Here is a 23,861-nt window from a genome sequence, read left to right on the forward strand (position 1 = left end):
CGTACCTCCGCTCCCCGCCGCACCTCCGCTCCCCGCCGGCTCGCCGCGGACCCCGCCGGCGCCGGTCCCCTGGGCGACGGACCCCGCACAGCCACCGGTGGCCTCCTGGGGAGCGGCCACGCTGCCCAGCAGCGAGCCGGTCACCCGCCGGCTGCGCCGAGTCGTCGAGAGCCTGCCTGACTGGGAGCCGCTGCCGCCCGGCGAGTTCAGTGTGCGCCGCCCCGGCAGCCGGGCATGACGACGCTGTGGGCGGGCGGTGGCAGCTACCAGGCGTGGGCCGACTATCTGGAGGGCTGGGCCACCGGCCGGACGGACGGCCCCCCGCCTCCCGCCCTCGACCCCGAGGACCTTCCCGCCGACACCTGGCAGCGCCTGCTCGTCCGCATCGGCGAGGCCGTGAGCCTGCGGCTCCAGAACTGGGCCGACGCCATGATCACCGCGGTGTCGACCGCGCCCGACGAGTTCTCCGCGGGCCGGGCGCTGGCCCAGTCCCGGGTGGGACTGCGCGAGGTACGGGCGCTGGCGTCGCACCCGAGCCTGCCCGAGGACTTCAGCAAGCGGCTGCTGAAGGCTGTGGACCAGCGGACCCAGAACCTCCAGAGCGCCATCGAGACGGAGTTGGACGGGGCGGTGGCGAAGGGGCAGGACCCGCGCTGGGTCGAGGCCCGCAGACGTACGGTCCGGGACAACCGGCTGACGGCCGTACTGGACGACGACGCACGGGCGCCGGCCGCCGAGGCCCCGCACGTCTGGTCCTACGACCCGGCGGCGGGCCGGCGCCGGGTGATCGGCGACTGAGCCGCGCCGCCGGCCCGACAGATGAGCCAACTGGTCCGGACATCACCGGAACCGGCCGACAGGAGCGAAGGAGCAGGGGCACCGCATGGCGAACTACCGCGAGAGCCGGGGTGAGCTGGAGGGCTACCTCACGGCCCGCGTACCGGTCATCGGGATCCGTACCATCGAGCAACAGCGTGCGATGCGACTGATGAAGGAGATCGCGAGCCGGCCGAACCGGAGCGCCCAGCCCTTCTGGATCTACACCAGGGCGACCGGCCTGCGCGATCTGCGGACGAACATCGCTGTCCAGGACGACCGGTCCCTGACCGGCGCGATGGACTTCATGGCGTCGCAGTTCAGCGCCCGCCCCCGCGCCACCGTCATTCTCGTCGATCCGGACGGTCTGGACTCCGACGCCCCGATCACCCGGCATGTGGCGGAACTGGCCCGGCTCGCCGACTCCAACGCCGGCTGCATCGTCCTCATCACCGACAAGCCGATCTGGAGCGGACTCCAGCGGCTCGGCATGGGCCTTCAGCTCGACCTCCCGGACGCGGCCGAGATGTACGCGATCATCAGCGACTTCCTGGCCGACCACAAGGACCGGGTGCCGATCGCCTGGACGGCCGACGACGCGCGGCGCGCCTCGGAGTTCCTCGAGGGGGTGACCGAGGGCGAGGCGGTCAACCTGATGGCGACGGTCGCCGCCAAGGGATCGGTGGAGCAGGACGACGTCCTGGTGCTGGCCCGCTCGAAGGACCGGATCTTCAACGACCTGGCGGGACTGGAGCGGCTGAATCTCAAGTCGGCCGACCACGCCGTCGGCGGCCTGTCCAACCTGCGCGACTGGCTGGCCCGCAAGCAGCGGCTCATGCACGCGGATCTGCGCGGCACCGGCCTCAGACCACCGCGCGGAGTGCTGCTCGTGGGAGTCCCCGGCTGCGGCAAGTCGCTGTCGGCGAAGGCCGTCTCCCAGCAGTGGCAACTGCCCCTCTACCGGCTGGACATGGCCAGCATCCACGGCATGTACCTGGGGGAGTCGGAGAACCGCATGCGCGACGCGCTCGCGACGGCGGACCGGGTGTCGCCGTGCATCCTGTGGATCGACGAGATCGAGAAGGGCCTCGCAGGCGGCAACGACTCGACCGGTGTGCCGCAGCGGGTACTGGGCCAATTCCTCTTCTGGCTACAGGAGTCGCAGTCGCGGGCCTTTGTCGTCGCCACCGCCAACGACGTGCGCAAGCTGCCCCCGGAACTCCTGCGCAAGGGGCGCTTCGACGAGCTGTTCTTCGTCGACCTGCCGGACGAGCAGGACCGCAAGGAGATCATCGAGCTGTACTACCGGCGTTACGTCAAGGCCGAGCCGGACCCGGACCAGGTGCAGAGCCTGGTGGACATCTCCGACGGTTTCGCGGGCTCCGACATCGAGTCGGCGCTGCACGACGTGGGCGCCGAGGTGCTGCTGAACGGTGGAGCCGAGGCGCTCCACCCGGCCTTCGTCCTCAATACCTTCGCCAATACGAACCCGCTGAGCCGCACCAATCCCGAACAGGTCGACGACATCCGGGCCTGGGGCCGCGAACGGGCGGTCCCGGCGGGCCGCCAGAACCCGAACGACGCAGGCCCGGGCGCCACCGCGGCCCGCAGGGTGGTGTTCCTGGGCGAATGAGGGGCGCGCCCGCCGCTCCCCGGTCGGCCCGAGCGACACTCAGCGGGTGCCCTCCCGTGGATCCGACCGGCTGAGCTTCTCCGCGACCCGCTCGCGGAGAAGCTCGTACTCCTCCCGGAGCCGACGCCACTCGGCGGCCGGCGGCCGCGGTATGACGGTGCCTCCGACGACCACCTCCTCCGGCCCGAACTGCTCCCGGGTCAGGTCGATCTCGATGCCCGAACCCAGCCGGTTCCACCAGTGGTAGTCCGTGCGCTCACCGCCGACATGGACCTCTCCGCGTATCAGCTCGCCGCCCAGCAGATCGTTGACGACCATCGCGGTCACCCCGCACTGGTCCCGGGCCGGATTGTCCGAGCTCCAGCGCGGCCGGAACTCCGGGGTGCACGTCTCGGCGCTCCAACTGTCACGGAGGGCGCGCTCGATGTCGGTGAGAAGCAATGTCGTCATGACGGTCATCCTCGCAGCGGGCACTGACAGTGGAGGGCGGCGCGGAAGACCCTACGAATTCGCCGCAGCACACGATCCCCGACAACCGGTCAACCCTTGGCGCAAAAGGGGGACATGACGGAACGGCAGATGGGATCGTATGCGAGAGTTTGCGGCTTGAGCGAATCAGCGCGCCCGACGGGCGCTGAAGTGAACGGCACCTGGGGAGGGGCTTGTTCGTGGCATGGGACGAGTGGGAGCGCATGAAGGACGCCGCCGCCGGTCAGGACTCGACGGCGATGCGGCTCAATCAGGCCGACGCCGGGGGCGGGGGTGGCGGCGGCCCGTTCGGTGATCTGGTGGTGAATCAGGACGACCTGGGCGCCGTGGGCCACGATGCCTTCGTGCTCCACTCCCAACTGCACAAGCAGGCCGACATCGCGGGAGCGGGGGCGGGCAAGGACGGCGTCGGATCCACGGCGCAGGCGGCCGCCGACCTCAAGAGCGGGAGCTTCTCCCTCGGGCCGGCACTCGCGACGACGGTGGAGATGTGGACCTCCCAGGTGAAGAGTGTGCTTCAGGCCTGTGCGCACATCTCGAACCATCTCGACTACACGAAAAGGCTCCACGCCGTGGACGACGTGAAGATCGCCGCCGACCTCCCCGACCTCGATGGTCTGCCGTTACCGGTGTCGCGGCTCAACGAGTACTTCAAGTAGGGGTGGCAGTGAGTTTCACGTACTCGGATCTGATCGGGCTCCCCCTGGGGAACCTGGGAACCGCGGTCTCGGACTGGCGGACCACTGTCCTCAACCTCAAGACGCTGGCGTCGGACGCGCAATCGGGCATGAAAGCGAAGGCGGACAAGGCGCGATGGGCCGGTGAGAACGCCACCGTGACCCGGAGCTTCGTCGACAAGACCGCGAAGGAGTTCAAGGACCTCCACGCCGAGGCCGACAGCATCTGCCATGTGCTCGAAGACGCGCACACCGAACTCGTCAAAATCCAGACGTCCGTGAAGAAGGCCGTGGAGGTGGACGCGGTGGGTCTGGGCGTGACGGTCCAGGACATCGGTGGCGGCAAGGTCCGGTGCTTCTTCACCCACGTTCGCGGCGACAAGGACCAGTACACGCAGGATCAGCTCGACGCGAAGCAGGAGCTGGAGAGTCGGATCAACCGTCACATCTCCCACGCCGCGGAGATCGACGCCTCGGCAGCACGCGCCCTCGGTAAGAGCACCGGCGACGACGCCCACAACGCCGGACACGCCACGTACGCGTCGCTCAACGACGCACAGGCGGAACGAGCCCTGGAGCTCGCGAAAAAGGGCGCCAGCATGTCCGACAAGGAGCTGGCGGAGTTCAACCAGTTGATCAAGTGGAACGGCACGGAGAAGGACGGCGACTTCGCCACGCAGTTCTACGAGGGTCTCGGGGGACCGGAGAAGACCCTCGAGTTCTACGCGGAGATGTCGATCGACGGTACCCATGCCGACGCGACCAAGACCCGCCTCGCCGCAGTCGCCGAACTGCAACGGAACATGGGCAACGCACTCGGCGTGGCCACGGACCCGGACAGCGCCAGGCACCTGCCGAGCAGTTGGGGTGCGGAGTTCCGCAAGCTGGGAACTCAGCCGATCGGGTCGGGACCCTATGAGAGGAACAAACCCTTCGGCTACCAGGTCCTCGGCGGGCTCCTACGCTACGGAAGCTACGACCCGCGCTTCCTCGATCCGATCGCGGAGCACGTCGCCCAACTGCACAAGGAGGACCCCGCCAGGTTCTCCGGGAACGCCCCGATGGGCAGCAAGGACATCTACGGCTTCAATCCCTCCGGGAAGCTCGGCAGCGGCAACGACCCGCTCAACAGCGTGCTGGAAGCCCTCGGCCACAGCCCCGAGGCGTCGGAGAAGTTCTTTACCGACACCCCGACCGCGTACAACGAGGACGGCACGGTCAAATCCGGCGGCTCGGTGGGCTTCGTCTCGTATCTCGACCTGTTCACCGACAAGGACTTCGACTGGACGGCCGACACGAACGACACGAACCTCCTGGCGGACGAGGACAAGACGAAGACCGCTCTGACCTACGGTCCGCAGGCTCTGGGCCACGCGCTGGAGTCGGCCACGACGGGACGGCCGTACGACGGCGACGACATGGCCCCGGCGATCAGTCACAGCCCAGAGCGGGCCAAGCTGGTGAGTGACATCGTCGATAAGTTCGGGTCGCACCCCGAACTCATCCGGCACAACGAAAACGGCGAGATGGATGGGTCGGGTCCGCTGTACGGGATGCGAGAGAGTCTCGGTGACATCACCGCCGAGTACATGGCGGATTTTCAGGGAGCTCTCGGCCAGACTGACAATGAGCTCTTTTCGCCCTTCGGTACTTCTGCGGATCTGCGGGCGAATTCGGCTCAGAGGTTCCTGGCGGAGGTGGGTCAGGACCCGGGCGCCTACGCATCCATCACCAGTGCCCAGCAGGCTTATACGGCGAATGCCGTGAACGAGGTACTCAATGGCGACAGTAATTCCACTGTCGCTGATGCGGAGCGGCTCAGGAGCGCCACGCATCCGGGTGGCGTTATCGCCGGAATCATGAGTGAGTCGCGCGCCGATGCGGTCCTGGACTACCACAGTGCCGCAGACAAGGAATTCAATGAGGCGGCCTCTGACAAACAGAAGTGGGCCGATCGAATTCTGAGCGTCGGGGTTGACAATACTGTGGGAAAGGTTCCCATCCTGGGTGAAGTCGTTGGATGGGCATCCAGCGATATTCAGGACAGCATCATGAAGAGTATTGAGCAGGACTCCGCAGATCAAGCTGCAACGGATGCCGACGACAAGTACGCGGAGGGGCGGGCTGCTGTGATGACTTCTGCTGGTGCCGCTGTCGTGGCGGCGGCTCGCAACGGCGATTTTAATTCTGACACCATACAAGACCTTTGTGACTCTGCCGGGAATGGTGCAGATGGTGGTTTCTCCGTAGGTTCTGGTATGAAAAGGGCGGGGGACGCGTCGTGACGAAGTGGATTCTGGTCAGTACCGCTGGGGCGGTCGCTCTCTGCGGTCTCGTGGCGTGCTCCGGTGAGGGGCAAAAATACGAAATACCGAAAAAACTTTGCGATGCTCCGGTGGACAACAATCTTCTCAAGCCGCTGTTGCCTGACGGCCGGAAGGTGGAGACTCTCAAGGAGTTCTCGAAGGTATCGCCACCGCACCAGTTCTGCGACGTCATGGTCGATGGTGATATCGATCTGTCCACGGAAGGTATTTGGCAGAAGTCCGGCTTCACCGCCAAAGACGCGGCGAAGCAAACGCTGGTATTCAATACCCGCTCAACCCAGCACGGAACGTTTGAGGTATGGGACACCGGTGCGATCACGGTGTTCGACTGCAAGACTGAGAAATGGAACACCCCTCGCTACTCTCTCAGGTCTCGCTATTCTCTCAGGGTCTACGCACCCCGAACAGAGGAAAACCTGGGCGACCAGATCGAGCGTTTCCTCACCGTCTACGCCAAGGAGTACCGCAAGACGCTCCACTGCCAGCCCTGACCCGCGACACGCAGGTCAGACGTCGCCGCCGGCGAGCAGTGCCCGCTCCCACGGGGACAGCTCCTCGTCCGGCGGGAGTTGCCTCGCCGCGGAGTAGCGGGACCTGCCCACGGATACCTTCAGGACCTGGACCGGGAAGATCAGGAACTTGCGCTTCCTTCTGATGGTCGCGCCGCCGGAGAAGATCTGTGTCAGCACGGCGCCGAGGTGGCGAGGGGGCACGTCCTCGATGATCCAGTCGTCCACGACGAGCCGTACCTTCCGCGGGGACGACGTCTTTCCCGTCACGGCGATGTACACGTCGGAATGGGCGACCCGGCCGGACCAGTCCGCGAACCAGTTGCGCCGCACGAGGGTCCGCTGATCGAGTACGGCGCTCCGCGCACCGGCGGAGTGCAGCGCTGCCTCGGCCTCTGCCACCACGGGAAGCTTCTCGCTCTGTTCCGAGGCCATCGAAGAAACCTTCCACACGTTCGGGTACGGGACCGGGGTGAAGCGGTTGCGGCGACAGTAGCCGATCCGCCCCGGGCGCCGGGCCGACGGCGGGAGGGCGTCGCCGTAGTCCGCGCGGTGTCTGGTTCCTACCGGTCTGTGTCCCGGTTCTGTAACACGACGTAGCCGTACAACTTCCCTGCGACGACGGCAGTCCAACTGGTGTGACGTCGGTCCGGCGTCGCACGCAGAGAGCCACATCAGGGGGAAACAACATGAAGCTCACTCGTCGGGTCACCGTGGCCGGCGCCGCCGTAGCGGCCGTGGCCGGGGCCGCGCTCGCCTTCGCACCGGTCGCGGACGCCGCCGCCGCGCCCACGTCCCTGACAGCCCGGACCGCGGCTGCCACGGTCACCAGCGTCACTCCGGCCGTCGTGGCCAAGCCGGCCGGCACGGTCGCGCCGTACAACGGGGCCTGCGGCACGGGGTACGGCGTCGTCAACTCCGCCGAGATCGGTGTGGAGGGCACCGTCTACCTCACGTACAGCCGGGCCACCGGCGACAACTGCGTCGTGACCATCCGTAACACCCCGGGGAGGGCTGTCCCGATGGTCGCGCAGCTCACCGTCACCTCCACGAGCGAGACGGCGGCCGACAACGGCAACTACACCACCTACGCCGGCCCGGTGTACCTCCACGCGGCAGGCAGGTGCGTCAACTGGTACGGCGCGATCAACGGGGCCTCGAACGGCAAGATCGGAACGAACTGCTCCGCACTCGCGCGCTGACCACATCACACCAAGGGTCCTGAACCAGCACGGCCCTGACCGCACCACACGTGGTCCCGGCCTCGACGGAGCCGCCTCAGCGGCATCCGTCTCGGCCGGGACCATCAGCCTGTCCAGGGCAGTCCGACAGAAGGGGTTACCGGTCCGTCGGAGTCCGGTCCGTCGGAGTCCGGTCCGTCGGAGTCCGGTCCGTCACCGTCCCGGCCCTGGCAGCGGGCCCCCCTTCTTCGCCGCCGCCGCGCCGCCCGTGATCACGAAGCCCGACCCCGGTTGGGTGACGATGTTCCCGTCTGCCGAGTTGGTGATGGTCACATTGGACAGCGTCGCGCTGCCGCGAGCACCGCTCATGGCCAGGATCCCGGCGCCGTTGTTGGATTTGTCGATCTTGACATTGCTGACCACGACCCCCGGCATGGTGCCGCCACCCGTCTTGAACTGGATGCCGTCGAAGGTCGAGTCGTAGATATCGGTGTCCCTGATGGTCACACCGGTGATATCTCGGCTCGCCGCGAACAGGGTGATGGCACCGAACTCCTGGTCCTCGTTCCAGAAGGCCCCGCCGGTGCGGTAGAGGGCGTTGTTGGCGATCAGGGTCTGCCCGGAGAAGGGCAGTGGGTCGTGGTCGGTCGCCAGCATGATGCCGGGGTAATTCGCCGTGTCGTACACGAGGTTGTTCTCGATCTTGTTGCCGTAGCCGCCGTAGACCGCGATGCCCGTCGCGCGCCAGGGAAGCTGGATGGTGTTGTTGGTGAACTGGTTGTCGTGCGCGATGTCCACCGAGGTGTCCTTGACGTACCGGTTGGCCCAGACCGCCAGGGAGTCGTCGCCCGTGGTGCGGAAGGACGAGTTGTACACCTTCGAATTCCGGGTGCCGTTGGTGAAGTTGATCCCGTCGGCGTACGTGTCGCGGATACGCATCCCGCTGAACTCCAGCCCGTCGGCCGGGCCCCACAGCGCCGGGATGTTGTCGTAGTCGCGGCCGACCCAGACACCGACGTTGGCGTGCTCGATCCACACGTTGGAGATCTTGGTGTTCTTACCGAACCGCCCGTTCAGGCCCACCCCGCCCTCGGCGCCGTCCGGGGCGCCGCGGATCTTGCCGGAGCCGAAGATGGCGATGTCGGAGATCTGGGTGTTGTCGTCGATGTCGAAGCCGAAGTTGCCCTCGTGCGGGTGGTTGATGCTGCCGACCGCGTTCTGCGGTTCGGTCAGGGTGTAGAGCTGGGAGTGCCACATCCCCGCGCCGCGGATCGTGACGTTGCTGATGCCCACCTGGTTGTACTGACCGCGGTTCAGCGGGTCGTCGGTGAGGATCTTCTTCTCCTGCCGCCACTGGCCCGGCGGGATCCATACGCAGTTGATGACGCCGGTCTGGTTGTCCGTGACCGCTTTCTGGATGGCGGTCGTGTCGTCGATCCCGTCGTCGGGCGCCGCGCCGTACGAGGTGATCGAGGTGCAGTCGGCCGGCTTGCTCGTCGGCGGTGCCACCTGCTCCAGGTCGATCATGTCGATGATGTAGAACGAGGCGGTGTCGGCCGCGTCACGCTGCAACCGGAACTTGGTGCCCGCCGGGTAGGTCGCCGGCAGCAGTGCGTGTGCCTCGTCGAACAGCCGCCGGGCGTCGGCCTGGGGGGTGTTCGTCAGGGCCTCGGGGCCGTCGGTGTTGCCGTACAGCCAACTGTGCTTCGACGAGAGCGGAAGCCTCTGGACGAAGGTGTCGTTGACGTAGAGGCCGATGGTCGCGTCGATGCCGCCACCGTTCGCGGCGTCCGGGATGGAGTTGCGCACCACGATCGAGTTGGAGGGGTTGGTCGAGGTGAACTCGACGAACTGACCTGTGCTGCCCAGCCGAACCGACTTACGGCCGGAGGACTCGGAGGCGAAGTTGGTGTGTCCGAAGGTGCGTTCGGCGTCGGGCTCCAGCAACGTGCCCTGGTACCGGGCTGCTTCGGCCTCGTACTCGACGTACGGGACCGCCGCCCCGCGCCCGACCACGATGGAGCGTGAGAACGCGTTGTTGGTCTCGTTGGTCTCGGTGACCACGCCGGTGGCGTCCGCCGTGGCGACCAGGGTGGCTCCGCCGTTCGTCGCGGTCCAGGTGCCGTTGACGGCCACGTTGGAGGTCGCGCCCGCGGCGACCGACGGGGTGTTGGTGTTCAGTGTGGTGCCGCCCACCGCGAGGCGGGTGACCGTGGTGGCGCCCGACGCCGTGGTCCCGCGGTTCTTCACCGCCACGGTGAAGTGGACCGCCGCCCCGACGGCCGGGTTCGAGGGAGTCGAGTCGATGGAGAGCACCTGGAGGTCGGGCCCCGGACTCTGCCCGACGACCAACTGACCCGGCGCGGTGAAGCTGTTGTTGTCGTTGTCCTGCTCGACGACGGTGTCGGTCGGGTCGACCACCGAGGTGACGCGGTAGCTGCCCTCCGACCGCTTGCCCACGGCGACCGCGACGTTGGCCGAGGCCCCCGGGTTGAGCGCGCCCACCGGCGCGGAGCCGGCGACGACGCCGCCGACACTGACGTTGACCGTGGTCGCCGGCGAAGCCAGCGTGCCCGCGTTGCGTACGGTCGCGTTCACCGTGGTCGTGTCGCTCTCCACCGGAGCGGCCGGGGTCCACGACAGCGCGGTGACGGTGAGGTCCGGGTTGGGCGCCGGGGCCCCGATGACCTGCAACTCGGCGACCTGTCCGCCGCCCGAGCCGGTGTTGCTGAAGATCTGGAGCTGTACGTCGCTCGCGCGCCCGGTGACCGGGATCGTCACCGAGTTCTGATTGGACGACGGGTTGAAGGTGTAGTTGGCCCGCGCCACCAGCGAGGTGAAGCCGGAGGCACCCTGGGCGCGCCCGAGGACCTGGATGCTCTGGGTCCGCGTCCCCCACACCTGATCGGGGTTGAGCTTGACGACGACCGAGCTGACGTCGGCGTTGGCGCCGAGCTTCACCGTCAGCGTCGACGGGTGTCCGGCGGCCTCCCAGTAGGTGTCGGTCTTCCCGTCGTTGGCGTTGGCCGCGACGAAGGTGAAGACCGTCGACGAGGCCTCGATCGGCTTGCCGCGCGCCAGATCGGTGCCGTCGCCCGCGTCGCCGCTGCCGTCGTCACCTCCGTCGTCGCCGCTGCCGTCGTCCGTACCGTAGATCCCCAGCTCGGAGATCTGCGCGGCGGGCCAGCCCGTGTTGCCGGTGATGCTCAGCCGTACGTACCGGACGCTGGTCGCCGGGAGGTCGACGGTGACCGTGTTGGCCGAGGCCGGGGTGAAGAGCCGTCCCTGCGAGGCGGAGAGGGTGCTGAAGCTCGTCCCGTCGGTACTGCCCTGTACCGCGATGGCTTCGGTACGCGCCTCCCAGGTGGTCGGGAGCGTCAGTACCACCCGGTCCACGCCGACACTCTTGCCCAGGTCGACCTGGAGCGTCTGCGGGAACGCGTTGCCGGGGCCCTCCCAGTACGTCTGCTGGCTGCCGTCGGTGACATTGGCGGCGGGATGGCTCCCCTCGGATCCGCTCGCCGTGGCCGTCCTGCCCAGCGACAGGTTGGGGCGGTCGGCCGCTGAGGCGGCGGAGATGGGCAAGAGCCCGAAGGCGATCAGGCCGGCCGTGATGATGCCGGTGATCAGCCACCGGCTGAGCTGCTTCCGTTTCATGGGGTCCTCTGTTCGTCGGAACGAGAGAGTGCGCGGCCCGGAGGCCTTGAAGCAGAGCGGTGGTGCTGCGTAACGGGGTGGGCTCCTGCCACAAAGTTGCAGGATGATTCTTAAAAAATTGAGTCAGTTGCCCAGTTTTTTGCGATTCACAGGTTGCAATCATGTCACCGGTTTGTCAACAGTTTCCGCGCGGTTCCACCCACGCAAGTGCCGTACGCGACCCCCGGACTCCCCTGCGGAGGGGCGGCAGCGATGGGACAGACTTGGGCGCATGACGACGACCGGCACGGCAGGCGGCTCGGCCCGCCCCCAGGACTCCCGCAGGCAACTGATCACCGAACATGTGCTGGCCCGGGGCACGTCCACGGTCTCCGAGCTGTCGGAGATGACCGGCGTGAGCGTGATGACCGTCCACCGCGATCTGGACGAACTGGCCAGGCGCGGCGTGCTCAGGCGCTTCCGCGGCGGGGTCTCGGCGCTGCCGTCGACGGTCTTCGAGAGCAATCTCGACTACCGGCTCGGCGTCAATGTCGGTGAGAAGGCGGCGATAGCCGTCGCGGCGGCGGAACTGGTCGAGCCCGGCATGTCCGTGATGCTCGACGACTCGACGACGGCGCTGGCCCTCGCCCGGCTGCTGGCGGGCCACGCGCCCCTGACGGTGGTGAGCAACGCCCGCCGGGTGATCGACGTGTGCGCGGGCCGTGACGACATCCGGCTGATCGCGCTGGGCGGGGAGTACTCGCAGACCCACGACTCCTTCCTCGGGGTGCCGTGTGTGGAGGCGGTGGAGGCGCTGTCGGTCGACCTGGTGGTGGTGTCCACCTCGGCGATGGACGCGCAGATGACGTACCACCAGGAGCAGGACGTCGTCCTCGTCAAGCGGGCCATGCTCGCCTCGGGCACGCGGAAGGCGCTGCTCATGGACCGTACGAAGCTGGCCAGGACCGCGCTGCACCGGCTCGCGCCGGTCGCCGACTTCGACCACCTCGTGGTGGACGCGTCGGTCGGCGCCGAGCTGGTGGCGGAGCTGCGGGAGCGTACGGACGTACGGGTCGCCGCCGCCACCTGACGCGCCCGGCGCCCGCCGGCGTACGCCCGCCTCCGTACGCCCCGCACACCCGCCCCGCGCGCCCCGGGAATGAACCGCGGGTCCCGCCCCCAGCACAGGACCCGCGGCGCCCGTACGGGGACCTTCGCGGTCCCCGCCCCCGTCAGAGCTCGCCCAGCCACTCCCTGACTCGCCCGGGGTAATCCGTGGTGACCGCGTCGGCGCCGATCTCCACGAAGCGCAGCAGCTTCTCCCGGTCCCCGGCCGGCCACGCGTCCACCTCGACGGACGCGGCATGGCAGCGGTCCACCAACTCGCGTGTCAGTTCCGGCTTCAGCTCAGGACAGACCCAGGTGGCCTTCAGGTCGAGCGCCTGCTCCAGCATCTCGTCACCGGGGTGATGGGTGATCAGCCCGCGCGGTACGTGCGGCATCAGCCGGGCCGACGACTCCACCGCCGTACGGCTGAAGGACGTGATCACCGCGCCCTCCGGCAGCGGGATCCGCTTGTCGCGCTCGGCGAGAGCCTCGACCGCCTCAGGGGCCTTGATCTCGATCTGCACCAGCCCGGCGCAGACCTCCATGGCCTCCTCGAAGGTCGGAATCCGCTCCCCCGACCCCGCGTCCAGGGACTGGATCTCGGCCAGTGTGAGCGCGGCGATCTCGCCGGTGCCGTCGGTGGTCCGGTCCACGGCCGCGTCATGGATGATCACGAGATGGCCGTCGGCGCTGACCCGTACGTCCAGCTCGATGCCGTCGGCGCCGAGGGCCAGGGCGCGCCGGAAGGAACGCAGTGTGTTCTCCGGTTCCTCGACCCTTGCTCCGCGGTGCCCGTACACGAGGGGACGCCTCACGGGGTGGTTCACAGATGCTCCTCGATCATGGTGCGATATCGGTCGACGCTCTTGCGCAGTTGGTCCCCCACCTCCGAAAAGGCCTTCTGGGAGGGGGTGTTGCCCGACCAGATGCGCTGAAGAGCGGTGTAGATGCGGACGTTGGCGTTGGGGATCATCATGCGGACCTGGTCGCCCTTGCTGGTGAGCTCCAGTTGCTTGACCGCGGTGCTGTAGTTCGGGTCGTCACGCAGCAGTTTCGCGAGTTCGGGGGACTTGACCGCCGCCGGTACGACGGGCATGTAACCGGTCTGCACGGCCCAGGTCGCCGCGTTCTCCGGCCGGGCGAGGAACCGTACGAACTCCACCGCCGCCTGCTTGCGCTCGCGCGGGCTGCGCCGGAAGATCCCGAGGCCGCCGCCCCCGGTGTTGACGGCGAACTTCTCCTGCTTCGGCAGGAATCCGGTGCCCAGCTCCCAGCCGCCCGTCTTCGCCATCTCCGTGAGCTGTTTGAGGCCTCCTGTGGAGGTGACGACCGTGGCGATCAACTGGTTGCCCATGTCGTTCGTCGGGGTGTCCGCCATATAGGCGATGCGGTCCTTGAAGATCAGCTTGCGCTGCCACTCGCCGGCCTCGACGGCGCCGCCCCGGTCGATCCTGACGTCGAGGCCGTCGGAGTACGAGCCGCCGAACTCCCAGGCGCTGCACTGGAACTGCCAGTCACCGTCGATCTTCTGGTACGCCTCCAGGGCCACCCGGTTGCCGCCCACCTTGAGCTTGGTGATCTCCTTGGACCACTCGTACAGCTCCTGATAGGTCTTCGGCGCGCGGTCGGGCACACCGGCCTTCTTGAAGAGGGTGCGGTTGTAGTAGAAGAGCGGGGTGGAGCGGGCCAGCGGCAGCCACCAGGTGCGGTCCTGCTGCCGGCCCTCGCTGAGCAGTTTCTCGTTGTACGTGGCGGTCAGCTCGCCCGGCTTGAAGTAATCGTCCCAGGAGTCCAGGGCGTCGCCGAAGTAGAACCTGATCCATTTCACGTCCGAGAGCACGCACAGATCGGGGGCCTGCGCCGCGAGCAGACTGACGACGGCCTTCTGCGCGCACTCGTCGTAGGTGCCCTGGAACTGCACCTCCACGTATATGTCGTTCTGCTCGCGGTTGAACGCGTCGGCGAGTCCCTGCAGCGCGTCGCCGGGCACATCGGCGAAGGTCGACCACACCACGACCCGCGTACGCCCCCGGAACTTGTCGGGGACCGAGCCGCCGGGCTGGGAGACCGTGCCCGAGGTACGGCCGCAGGCGCTCAGCGCGGCGGCAGAGGTGAGACCCGCTCCCGTCTGGAGCAGCCGCCGCCTGCCCAGCAGAGGATGCGTCATTTTCCGGCTCCCTGGGTCAGTCCGGCGATGATGTAGCGCTGCGCGATGAAGAAGACGATGAGGACGGGCACGATCACCATCACGGTCCCGGCGAGGATCGCGCCCCAGTTGGCGTAGGTCTCCTGGTTCTTCAGGAAGAGCAGGCCGACGGGGAGGGTGCGCATGTTGTCGCTGCTGGTGACGATCAGTGGCCAGATGAAGTCGTTCCACTTCGTCACCATGACGACGATGGCCACGGTGATGACCATCGGACGGGACATCGGCAGCACCACCCGGAACAGCGTACGGAGATGGCCGGCGCCGTCGATCCTGGCCGCGTCCATGACTTCCCTGGGCAGCGTCATCATGTGCTGGCGCAGCAGGAAGGTGCCGAAGACCGATCCGAGACCGGGGGCGATCAGCCCCGCCCAGGTGTTGACCCAGCCGAGCTGGGCGATGGTCAGGAAGTTCGGCAGCAGCGTGACATGGCCGGGCACCATCATCGCGCCGAGCAGGAACATGAACAGCCACCGCTTGCCGGGGAACGGCAGGAAGACGAAGGCGTACGCGCACAGCAGCGCGGCCATCAGCTCGATCGCCGTACCCACCACCGAGACGACGAGGGAGTTGAGGAAGAACCGGCCGAACGGCGCGGCGTTCCAGGCGTCCGAGAAGTTGGACCAGCGGAGCTGGGTCGGGAACCAGTGCGGCGGATAGCTGTTGATCTGCGGATTGGTCTTGAGCGCCGAGGTGATGAGCCAGTACAGGGGGCCGCCGGCGATGAGGGCGACGAGTACGAGCAGGGCGTACAGCCCGATGCGCCGGGCCCGGTGCGCGGTACCCGTACGGGCGGAACCACCGGGACCGGTGGGCCTGTTGGGGCCGGCGGGGGCGGAAGTGCCACGGGAGCCCGCCGGGGTGTCGATGGCGGTCACTGGTAGTGGACCTTTCGTTCGAGGAAGCGCGCCTGGAACCCGGTGATCACCAGGAGGACCACAAACATGATCATGGCGCTGGCGGAGGCGCGACCCGCGTCGAAGCTGCGGAATCCCTGGTCGTAGATGAACCAGCTCAGGATCGAGGTGGAGGTGCCGGGACCGCCGCCGGTCATCACGGCGATCACGTCGAAGGCCTGGAAGGTGCTGATGGTGCAGATCACCAGGAGGAAGAAGGTGACCGGCGAGAGCAGCGGCAGCACGATGCGCCGCAGCCTGGTCCAGGCGTTCGCCCCGTCCAGCGCCGCCGCCTCGAACACGTCCTTCGGCAGTCCCTGGAGACCCGCGAGGTAGACGACCGCGACAAAGCCGGTGGTCTTCCAGAGGTAGACCAGGATCAGGCCGAACAGCGCCCAGTTGGAGTCGGTCATCATCGCGGGCGCGGTCAGCCCGAGGGGGGCGAGCAGGGGGCGTATCAGGCCGTAGTTGGGGTCGAAGATGAACAGCCACAGGGTGCCGACGGCTGCCCCGGAGAGTACGTACGGCGCGAAGGTCAGGGTCCTGACGGCGTTACGGCCGCGCAGCCGCTGGTTGAGCAGCAGCGCGGTGGCGAGGCCGAGGACCAGGCTGCCCACGACAACGCCGACCACGAACAGCACCGTGGTCCACAGCGTGCCCAGGAAGTCGGGGTCGGTCAGCAGGCCGGTGTAGTTGTCCAGGCCGACCAGGTTCCGTACCGGGGAGACCATGTCCCAGTCGGTGAAGCTCAGATAGATGTTGTAGATCACCGGCCAGTACGCGAAGACCAGCAGGAAGAAGAAGTTGGGGGCGACGAAGGCGGCGAAGAGCAGATGGTCGCGTCGCCGTCGCGCGGCACGGGCCCTGCTGCCGGCCGCACCGCCGACGGCGGAGCCCGGTGGGGCGGCGGGGTCGCCCGGTTTCACCTCGGTGGCGGTCAAGACAGCGTTGTCCTTCCGACAGGTACCTCAAGGCGTCCGGGAGCGGACGCGTCCGCGTCTAGCAATACCAACAAGTTGAACGAGAAGAGAACACCCGAGAGTGTTACGAATTGACAAGGCCTCTGCCCGCCACGCGTCTCGCGCCCTCCTGGGGAGGGGTGTTGACCTGCGGGAAGGTGTGAATTGGGGGGAGCTGTCCGGGAGCCACACCAGCAATGTGACGACTGGCCGGAAAAGGGCGGGAGCCTTGTTCTGTGCCTGGCGTCCGAGGACGCCGAACTGCCCCCGGCCGGGGCCCGGTCGCGCGCGTATCCGTTCCGTATCAGCCGCGTGTCCGGCACGTACGCATATGCCGTGATGCGCCCCGCGCACACAACCGGAGCCGTCGCCACCTGTTCACGGCGCGTACGTTCCCGTACGCCCCCACCCGTGGCATGCTCTCCAACTGCACGCGGAACGAAGGAAGTTACCGCGCGGGACCGACCGGTCGGGACCCGCTTTGCCCGGCAGAGGTGAGGTGGTTCCCATGGAGGCGGACAACGGCCCCGCTCGCGGCGGTCAGGCTCACCTTCCCGGCCGCGAACCGGCGTTCAGCCGTACCGGACAGGGGACCCCTTACGGCCCGTTCGGTTGATACCACCGTGGCGCCCCGCGCCACCTGTGGAATTCCGACGGGTTACGTCCATGTCCTGCTCCGTGCCAGGTCGTTCGGCGTCCACCTGGCCCCCCACTAATGAGCAGCGGCCGCCGGTTGATCCGAGGGCCCTGGAAGGAGCCTTGCACGTGACAGAAGAAGAGTTTCCCAGACCGGCCGCGCGGCTGGCCCGGCGCCGTTTCCTCACCGTCACCGGCGCGGCGACAGCGCTGGCGTTCGCGAGCAACCTGCCCGGCGGGGCCGAGGCGAGTGCGGCGAGCCGCCTGCCCGGTGACCCGTTCACCCTCGGCGTCGCCTCCGGCGACCCGCTGCCCGACGCGGTCGTCATCTGGACCCGGCTGGCCCCCAAGCCGTACGAACCGCTGGGCGGCATGCCGTACAACGCGATGACCGTCGAGTGGCAGGTCGCCACCGACGAACGCTTCCGGCACGTGGTGCGGTCAGGAAAGGCCGGCGCCCGGCCCGAGTACAGCTACAGCGTGCACGTCGACGTACGCGGCCTGAATCCCGACCGGCACTACTGGTACCGCTTCAAGGCCGACAAGCACCTGAGCCCCGTGGGCCGTACGAAGACCGCCCCGGCCCCCGGCCAGCGCGTCGACCACCTCACCTTCGCCGTCGCCTCCTGCCAGTCCTGGCCCGATGGTTACTACACGGCGCACTCGCACCTCGCCGACGAGAACGTCGACGCCGTGCTGTTCGTCGGCGACTACATATACGAGTACGGCATCTCCACCGCCGGCGGGCTGCGCAACGTGAGCGACCCGGTGCCCGACCAGTTCCGCACCGAGGCCGACACGCTCGACCGCTACCGCCTGCAGTACGCCCTCTACAAGTCGGACCCGGATCTGCGCGCCGCGCACCAGAACGCGCCGTGGATCCCCACCTGGGACGACCACGAGGTGCAGGACAACTACGCGAACCTCACCTCCAGGACCAACGCTCCTGTCGAGGACTTCACGGTCCGGCGCGCGAGCGCCTACCGGGCCTACTGGGAGCACATGCCGCTGCGCTCGCCCGCGCCGCAGGGCCCCAACTACATGCTCTACCGCCGCTTCACCTTCGGCCGGCTGGCCGAGATCAACGTGCTGGACACTCGCCAGTACCGCGCCGACCAGGCATCGGGCGACGGATGGCACCCGGACTCCCCGGAGAGCCTCGACCCGGCACGCGCCTTCGCCGGGGACCAGCAGCAGCGCTGGCTCTTCGACGGCATGCAGCGCTCGCACTCGACGTGGAACCTGCTCGCCAACCAGGTCGTGATGAGTCAGATGGACCTGGTGGACCCGAAGCTCGGGGACACCTACAACATGGACGCCTGGGACGGGTACGCCGCCGAACAGAAGCGGATGCACGACGGGCTGGCCGCACTGCGCACGCGTAACCCCGTCGTCGTCACCGGCGATGTGCACGCCGCGTACGCCATGGACATGAAGCGCGACTTCGCCGACCCGGACTCGGAGACCTTCGGGGTCGAGCTGGTCGGCACCTCCATCAGCAGCGGCGGCAACGGCATGGAGGTCTCCGTCAACGGACAGAACTTCCTCGACCACAACCCGCACCTGAAGCTCGTCAACGAGCGTCGCGGCTATCTGGTCGTCACGCTCACCCCGCACGAACTGCACGCGGACTACCGGGCGGTGCCCTACATCGACCGGCCGGGGGCGCCCATCTCCACCGTCAAGTCGTTCACCGTCGAAGCCGGTAACCCCGGTCTGAACCCGGTATGAGGGGGATTCCATGCTGAAGACACTCAGAAGCAGGGTGGCGGGGATGTCCCGCCACCGCGTCTTCGCCGTCGTGGCCGCCACCGTCCTGCTGGTGACGCTCGGCGGTACGGCGCCCGCCATGGCCGGCAGTTCGGCGGCCTCGCGGCTGACGCTCGCCGCCGACGTCGACCAGGTGACGGTGAACCCGATCCCGTGCGCCACGCAGGGGTTCCAGCTCCAGTTCGGCAACCCGGGCCACTCGGACGTCTACGCGGACGCCTTCATCGACGCGCCGGCGCCGCTGAAGCTCTCCCGGACACTGGTCTCCAGCTACCTGCCGGCCGGCTACACGCTCAAGGTGCAGATCGCGGTGAGCGCCCCGCGCGACACCAAGCCCGGCACCTACACCATCGGTGTCCGCTCCGGCAGCACGCGGATGTCGCTGCCGGTCCAGGTCGAGCCGGCGCCGGTGAACGACACGGGCAACCTGGCCAGGTACATGACGGTCGCGGCCTCCTCGGAGAACCTGCCGACCTACCCCGCCTGCGGTGCGATCGACGGTGACACGAACTCCGACCACTGGGGGACGACCACCGGCTGGAACGACTCGACCAAGGGTTCCTTCCCGGACTGGATCCAGGTGACCTTCGACAAGCCGGAGAACGTCGGCCGGGTGGACCTCTACACGCTCGACTCCGTCAAGTACCCGGCGAGCCGGTACGGCCTGCGGGACTGGGACGTGCAGCTCCAGGTCGGAGGCGTCTGGCAGACCGTCGCCCAGGTACGGGGCAATGTGGCGGGCAAGGTCAGCTCGGCCTTCCCGGCGCAGTCGGCGACCGCCATGCGGGTGGAGACGCAGGCCAGTAACGAGGGGCTGACGTACTCGCGGATCGTGGAGCTGGAGGCTTACGCCTCCTGAGTGGACCGTGGCGGCGTGGGCCGCTTGCCACAGCCGTGGCCGGGACGGGGTGTGACGACCTGTCCCGGCCACGGCTGTCGGGGTTTCGGTGTGTGCGGCGTTTCGGTGTGGGGCGTTTCGGTGTGTGGGGCCGGCCGCGCGGTCGGGCAGTCGGCCGGGGAGGATACGCGGCGGATACGGCGGGATATGTCGCTGATACGGCCCGGATACGGCCGGGCGGGCAGGATTTTCCCACAGCCGAAGCGCTGTGCGAGCGGCGTCCGAGCGGGCGCCCCGCATCGAGAATCCAAGGAGCGTCATGAGGTTACGTAACCCCCTGCTCGGCCTTCTCGTCCTCGTCGCCGTTCTCTGCGCGGGAGCGGTGGGTCTCGCGGCACCGGCCGGGGCGGCGCCGGCCGCCGTCGCCGAGTGCGTCAATACCAGGCCACCGTCCATTGCTGACCCGGACCCGCTGCCCGCGCCGTTCGCTGGTCTCGCACAGGTTCTTGGTCCATACTGCCCGCCGTGGAGCAGCGCGTAGATTCGAATGACCCGCCCGAGTACGCCGTCGGGACCGACCCGGCGTACGTCCCTGGCTTTGTGGTCCCCGCCCCTGATGGGACGGGCATCGCGGACCTGGAGAAGACCGAGGAGCGAAAGCCTGACAGTGCCGTCCCTCACGACGACTCCCCGGAGGACGTCCTCGTAGAAGAGGCCGCCGACGGTGAGGAAGCCGCAGTAGATGACACAGAGGAGAGGGCGGAGAGCCCCGTCTTCGAAGTCAGTGACCGTCGCGGTTCGATCGCCGCGGACCGCGACGGCGTCCGATTCCGGCTGGACGACCAGGAGGCCGAATTCCTCTGGGAGGAGATCGGCGCCGTCGAGACGAAGTCGGCTCGATTCGGCCGCAGGTTCACGGTCACGGTCCACCTGTCGGCCCGGCGGTGGTTCGACGCCGAGGTCGACGCGGAGGCCCGGGGGCAGCTCAAGGAGTGGACGGCGGAACTCGACAAAGTCCTGGACGTCTACTTCGAGGGAGCCTGAAACAGCCCGACCTGTCCTGACCTGTCCTGACCGGAATCGACCCGACCAGTACTTGTCCGTACCTGTCCGTACCCGTCCTGATCTCGTCCTGATCCCGTTCACCCGGTAGGACCCGGCAAGAAGAGCGGGCAGGCGGCGAGCGCCGTAGCGTGCCCAGGGAAAAGATCGATCCGCGCGACTCTGGATCCCCGGGTGACGCCATGTGCTGGAGTGCCACCGCCGACCTTGTGGCGGGTACCGGCATCGCGGCGATCGGCGTGGCGTGTGTCGTGCGTCTGCGGCGAGCACGCGATCTGCCGCTCGCCGCGCTGCCGCTGCTCCTCGGGGCGCACCAGATCGTCGAGTCCGTGATCTGGCGCTCCGACGGGGGTTCGGGGCCCGCCACGGTCGTCTGGGCCGCCATCGCTCTTCCTCTGCTGGCGCTGTGGGTGCCGCTGGGGGTGGCGTGTGCGGTGCCGCTCCACACGCGGCGGTGGCTGCTCGTCCCTCTCGTGGCGGGTGCCGCGACCGCCACGGTCCTCGCGTACTGCCTCGCTGTCCGTCCCGTACGGGCCGAGGTGCGGGGGCACACCCTCGGATACGCGGTCGACGTGCCGCTCCCCGGGCTGGTCGTCGCCGGGTATCTGCTGGCCACCGTGGGCTCGTTGCTGCTGGCCGGTGACCGCCGGCTGACGCTGCTCGGTGTGCTGACCGGCGCCGGGGCGGTGATCTGTGTGGCGGTGTGGCGGGCGGAGTTCATCTCGACCTGGTGCGCCGTCGCGGCAGTGTGCTCGGTCGTGCTGTTCGGCTGGGCGGGCCGGCGCCCGCTGCCCGCACCAGGGGGCGCGTCCCCGTCCTCCGTGGACAGGACGGGGACCTGAACCGTGAGCCGGGTCCTGCCCGGTGGGCCTACGGCGTCGGTATCCGGACCAGGTGCACGGCGGCGCTGGCCCAGTCGCCCGACGGCAGTTCCGGCAGGAGGCCGTACCCGGTCAGTACGGCCCCGTGGTGGACGGCTCCGGTGGCGGCGTCGCGGTAGCGGGCGGTGGGGTCGAGGCCGGTGAGCCTGACGGGCGGCAGGGGAGCCGCGTAGCGCGGTGTCCGCTGCCAGGTCAGCAGCAGCGCCTCGCTCAGGTCGGCGGCCGTGTACTGCACGCACGTCGATCCGTCGCCGCCGGGGCCGCGCAGCCGGGCCTGCGAACCGTGCTGCACGAGATGGCGCACGGACTTGTAGGCGTCGATCAGGGTCGCGCCTTCGGCGAGTTCACTCTCCGACCACTTGGTGAGGTCGCCTCCCACACCCAGCACTCCGGCCATGGCGACATGGAAGCGGAAGCGCAGCGGCACGGACCGGGCGGTGTGCTGGTTCGGTACGTCGGTCACCCAGGTGGCCATGGTCCGCGCCGGGTAGATCTGGCTGAATCCGTGCTGGACGGCCACGCGGTCGGCGGCGTCGGTGTTGTCCGAGGGCCAGGCCTGGTCGGTACGGGAGAGGATCCCCAGGTCGACCCGGCCGCCGCCGCCGCTGCACGACTCGATCCGCAGGCCGGGGTGGTCGGCGCGGAGCCGGTCGATGACCTCGTACAGGTGGTCCACGTACCGCGTCCACAGCAGGTCGGCGCCGTCCGCCCGGTCGGGCCAGCCCGCCTCGCTGAACGCGCGGTTCATGTCCCACTTGAGGAAGTCGATGGAGTGATCGGCCACCAGCCGGGTCAGCCAGCCGTAGGCCCAGTCGGCGACGTCGCGGCGGGCGAAGTTGAGTACGAGTTGGTTGCGCAGCTCGCTGCGGGTGCGCCCCGGGACGTGGAGCACCCAGTCGGGGTGCGCGCGGTACAGGTCGCTGTCCGGGTTGACCATCTCCGGCTCCACCCACAGGCCGAAGCGCATCCCCAGGCGGTGCACCTCGTCGACGAGAGGGGTGAGCCCGTTGGCGAAGGCGTCCGGTGACACCGTCCAGTCGCCGAGCCCGGCGTGGTCGCTGCGCCGTGCGCCGAACCAGCCGTCGTCGACGACGTACAGCTCCACGCCGAGGGCGGCGGCCCGGGCGGCGAGCGCCTTCTGACCGTCCTCGCCGAGGTCGTAACCGGTCGCCTCCCACGAGTTGTAGAGCACCGGCCGCACCTCGTCCGGATACGGCAGTACGTGGGCGAGCGTGTACGCGTGCCAGGCCCGGCTGGCCGCGCCGAAGCCGCCCTCGGTGTACAGGCCGGCGTAGGCGGGGGTGGTGAACTCCCCTCCCGGGGGGAGCGGCAGGGCCGTACCGTCATGGCCGGCGCCGCCGGTGAAAGCGGCCCTGCCGTCGGGGGTGCGCTGCACCGTCACCCGCCAGCTCCCGCTCCACGCGAGGGCCGCGCTCCACACCTGGCCGTGGTCCTCGCCCGCCCCGCCCGCGTCGAGCATCACCCAGGGGTTCGCGTGGTGGCTGGTGACGCCGCGCCGGCTGGTGAGGACCGTCTCGCCGAACGCCAGCCGCTCGCGGTGCAGTTGGGTCTCCGCCGCCCACTGCCCCGTGACATGGCTGAGCCGGTAGTCGTCCCGGGCCGGCAGCGTCCAGCCGGCGGAATCGGCCCGCAGCAGGGTCACGGTCTCGTCGCCGTCGTTGCGCAGGACCGTCCAGCGCTCGACGACATCGCTGTCCTCGTGGACCCGGTAGTGAAGGGTCACCCGCAGCGGGTGGACGCGGTCCGTGAACTCAAGCGCCAACTCGCTCCGGCCCGGGGAGGTTTCATCGACCCGGTGGCCGACCGGCCGCCACTCGAAGGCGCGGCTGCCGTCGGCGAAACGCACCTGGAGGGACGGGCATCCGTAGCGGGTCCCGCCGTCGACGGGAAGCTCCTCACCGGCCGGCGCCCTTCCCTCGAAGCTGCTGGCGGGCGGCGCCGCGGGCGTGACGAACTGCCGCGCCTCGTCGAGGGTCAGCCGCGGTCCCCACGCGAGGTGACAGGGCGCGCCCGTCTCGTCGACGCGCAGCGCGTACGACGTGCGGGGAGTGGAGAGCAGCCAGACCCCGGTGTCCGGGGCGAAGGAGATCACAGGCATGGATCCTCACGTTCGGGTAGCGCGGGGGAGCAGTGGGAAGCCAACAGCCCCTTCGATCACCTGTCAACACCAGACAGTCGTCTCGCATTTGTGCGATTCGACCCCTCTGAGGTGCTACTTCG

At 68.5% G+C, this 23,861-nt stretch carries 20 protein-coding genes; 12 read left to right on the plus strand and 8 right to left on the minus strand.

What is annotated here, in order from left to right; translation table 11 throughout:
* The 3 genes from QR77_RS49360 to QR77_RS31710 form a co-directional block, all read left to right on the plus strand.
* On the plus strand, positions 1-238 hold a 238-nt coding region (locus QR77_RS49360), incomplete at its 5' end, for a hypothetical protein (protein WP_236710884.1).
* Positions 235-798, plus strand: coding sequence for a hypothetical protein (locus QR77_RS31705; RefSeq protein ID WP_040025471.1), 564 nt, complete (start codon positions 235-237; stop codon positions 796-798). The genes QR77_RS49360 and QR77_RS31705, both read left to right, overlap by 4 nt.
* An 85-nt stretch (positions 799-883) precedes the next feature.
* Complete coding sequence (locus QR77_RS31710) at positions 884-2,449, plus strand: AAA family ATPase (protein WP_040025473.1); 1,566 nt, start codon at positions 884-886, stop codon at positions 2,447-2,449.
* Positions 2,450-2,488: 39 nt separating this feature from the next.
* On the opposite strand, the gene QR77_RS31715 is transcribed toward QR77_RS31710, so the two are convergent.
* Entirely contained in the window at positions 2,489-2,899 is a 411-nt protein-coding gene (locus tag QR77_RS31715; protein WP_040025474.1) for a hypothetical protein, read from the minus strand.
* Positions 2,900-3,117: 218 nt separating this feature from the next.
* Between QR77_RS31715 and QR77_RS31720 the strand changes: the two genes are divergently transcribed.
* From QR77_RS31720 to QR77_RS31730, 3 genes are read left to right on the plus strand one after another with little or no spacing between them, the layout of a single operon-like run.
* Positions 3,118-3,597, plus strand: a complete 480-nt coding sequence (locus QR77_RS31720) for a hypothetical protein (RefSeq protein WP_040028979.1) — start codon at positions 3,118-3,120, stop codon at positions 3,595-3,597.
* 8 nt (positions 3,598-3,605) lie between these two features.
* The gene (locus tag QR77_RS31725; RefSeq protein ID WP_040028980.1) at positions 3,606-5,900 is read left to right on the plus strand and encodes a hypothetical protein; all 2,295 of its coding nucleotides are present in this window, start codon (positions 3,606-3,608) and stop codon (positions 5,898-5,900) included.
* Positions 5,897-6,433 (plus strand): hypothetical protein, encoded by a 537-nt coding sequence (locus QR77_RS31730; protein WP_150130469.1) that lies wholly within the window; start codon positions 5,897-5,899, stop codon positions 6,431-6,433. The genes QR77_RS31725 and QR77_RS31730 overlap by 4 nt, the downstream gene beginning before the upstream one ends.
* Before the next feature lie 15 nt (positions 6,434-6,448).
* Here QR77_RS31730 and QR77_RS31735 read toward each other — a convergent pair whose 3' ends face one another.
* Positions 6,449-6,886, minus strand: coding sequence for a hypothetical protein (locus QR77_RS31735; protein WP_040025476.1), 438 nt, complete (start codon positions 6,884-6,886; stop codon positions 6,449-6,451).
* Between the two features lie 254 nt (positions 6,887-7,140).
* Between QR77_RS31735 and QR77_RS31740 the strand changes: the two genes are divergently transcribed.
* Complete coding sequence (locus QR77_RS31740) at positions 7,141-7,653, plus strand: hypothetical protein (protein WP_078877387.1); 513 nt, start codon at positions 7,141-7,143, stop codon at positions 7,651-7,653.
* A gap of 192 nt (positions 7,654-7,845) precedes the next feature.
* On the opposite strand, the gene QR77_RS31745 is transcribed toward QR77_RS31740, so the two are convergent.
* Positions 7,846-11,289 (minus strand): CARDB domain-containing protein, encoded by a 3,444-nt coding sequence (locus QR77_RS31745; RefSeq protein ID WP_040025477.1) that lies wholly within the window; start codon positions 11,287-11,289, stop codon positions 7,846-7,848.
* A 271-nt stretch (positions 11,290-11,560) separates the two neighbouring features.
* Between QR77_RS31745 and QR77_RS31750 the strand changes: the two genes are divergently transcribed.
* On the plus strand, positions 11,561-12,358 hold the full coding sequence (locus QR77_RS31750) for a DeoR/GlpR family DNA-binding transcription regulator (protein ID WP_040025478.1): 798 nt from the start codon (positions 11,561-11,563) through the stop codon (positions 12,356-12,358).
* A gap of 142 nt (positions 12,359-12,500) precedes the next feature.
* On the opposite strand, the gene QR77_RS31755 is transcribed toward QR77_RS31750, so the two are convergent.
* From QR77_RS31755 to QR77_RS31770, 4 genes are read right to left on the minus strand one after another with little or no spacing between them, the layout of a single operon-like run.
* Positions 12,501-13,202 carry a glycerophosphodiester phosphodiesterase family protein gene (locus tag QR77_RS31755; RefSeq protein ID WP_052489186.1) on the minus strand — a complete coding sequence of 234 codons (702 nt, stop codon included), beginning with the start codon at positions 13,200-13,202 and terminating at the stop codon, positions 12,501-12,503.
* The gene (locus QR77_RS31760; protein WP_052489187.1) at positions 13,199-14,542 is read right to left on the minus strand and encodes an ABC transporter substrate-binding protein; all 1,344 of its coding nucleotides are present in this window, start codon (positions 14,540-14,542) and stop codon (positions 13,199-13,201) included. Before QR77_RS31760 ends, QR77_RS31755 begins: the two co-directional genes overlap by 4 nt.
* Positions 14,539-15,456: a carbohydrate ABC transporter permease gene (locus QR77_RS31765; RefSeq protein ID WP_236710885.1), complete on the minus strand. Its 918-nt coding sequence runs from the start codon at positions 15,454-15,456 to the stop codon at positions 14,539-14,541. Before QR77_RS31765 ends, QR77_RS31760 begins: the two co-directional genes overlap by 4 nt.
* Entirely contained in the window at positions 15,453-16,415 is a 963-nt protein-coding gene (locus tag QR77_RS31770) for a sugar ABC transporter permease (protein WP_236710887.1), read from the minus strand. The genes QR77_RS31765 and QR77_RS31770 overlap by 4 nt, the downstream gene beginning before the upstream one ends.
* Positions 16,416-17,198: 783 nt before the next feature.
* Between QR77_RS31770 and QR77_RS31775 the strand changes: the two genes are divergently transcribed.
* The 4 genes from QR77_RS31775 (at position 17,199) to QR77_RS31790 (ending at position 21,581) form a co-directional block, all read left to right on the plus strand.
* On the plus strand, positions 17,199-18,800 hold the full coding sequence (locus QR77_RS31775; RefSeq protein WP_236710888.1) for an alkaline phosphatase D family protein: 1,602 nt from the start codon (positions 17,199-17,201) through the stop codon (positions 18,798-18,800).
* Positions 18,801-18,810: 10 nt separating this feature from the next.
* Positions 18,811-19,698, plus strand: coding sequence for a discoidin domain-containing protein (locus QR77_RS31780; protein WP_052489188.1), 888 nt, complete (start codon positions 18,811-18,813; stop codon positions 19,696-19,698).
* 504 nt (positions 19,699-20,202) lie between these two features.
* Entirely contained in the window at positions 20,203-20,721 is a 519-nt protein-coding gene (locus QR77_RS31785; protein ID WP_040025480.1) for a hypothetical protein, read from the plus strand.
* A 200-nt stretch (positions 20,722-20,921) separates the two neighbouring features.
* Positions 20,922-21,581: a DUF6629 family protein gene (locus QR77_RS31790; RefSeq protein ID WP_040025482.1), complete on the plus strand. Its 660-nt coding sequence runs from the start codon at positions 20,922-20,924 to the stop codon at positions 21,579-21,581.
* A 28-nt stretch (positions 21,582-21,609) separates the two neighbouring features.
* Here QR77_RS31790 and QR77_RS31795 read toward each other — a convergent pair whose 3' ends face one another.
* Entirely contained in the window at positions 21,610-23,739 is a 2,130-nt protein-coding gene (locus QR77_RS31795) for an alpha-galactosidase (RefSeq protein WP_040025483.1), read from the minus strand.
* Positions 23,740-23,861: the final 122 nt, after the last annotated feature.

Origin of the sequence: Streptomyces sp. 150FB, assembly GCF_000818195.1 — a bacterium.
Taxonomy (GTDB): Bacteria; Actinomycetota; Actinomycetes; order Streptomycetales; family Streptomycetaceae; genus Streptomyces.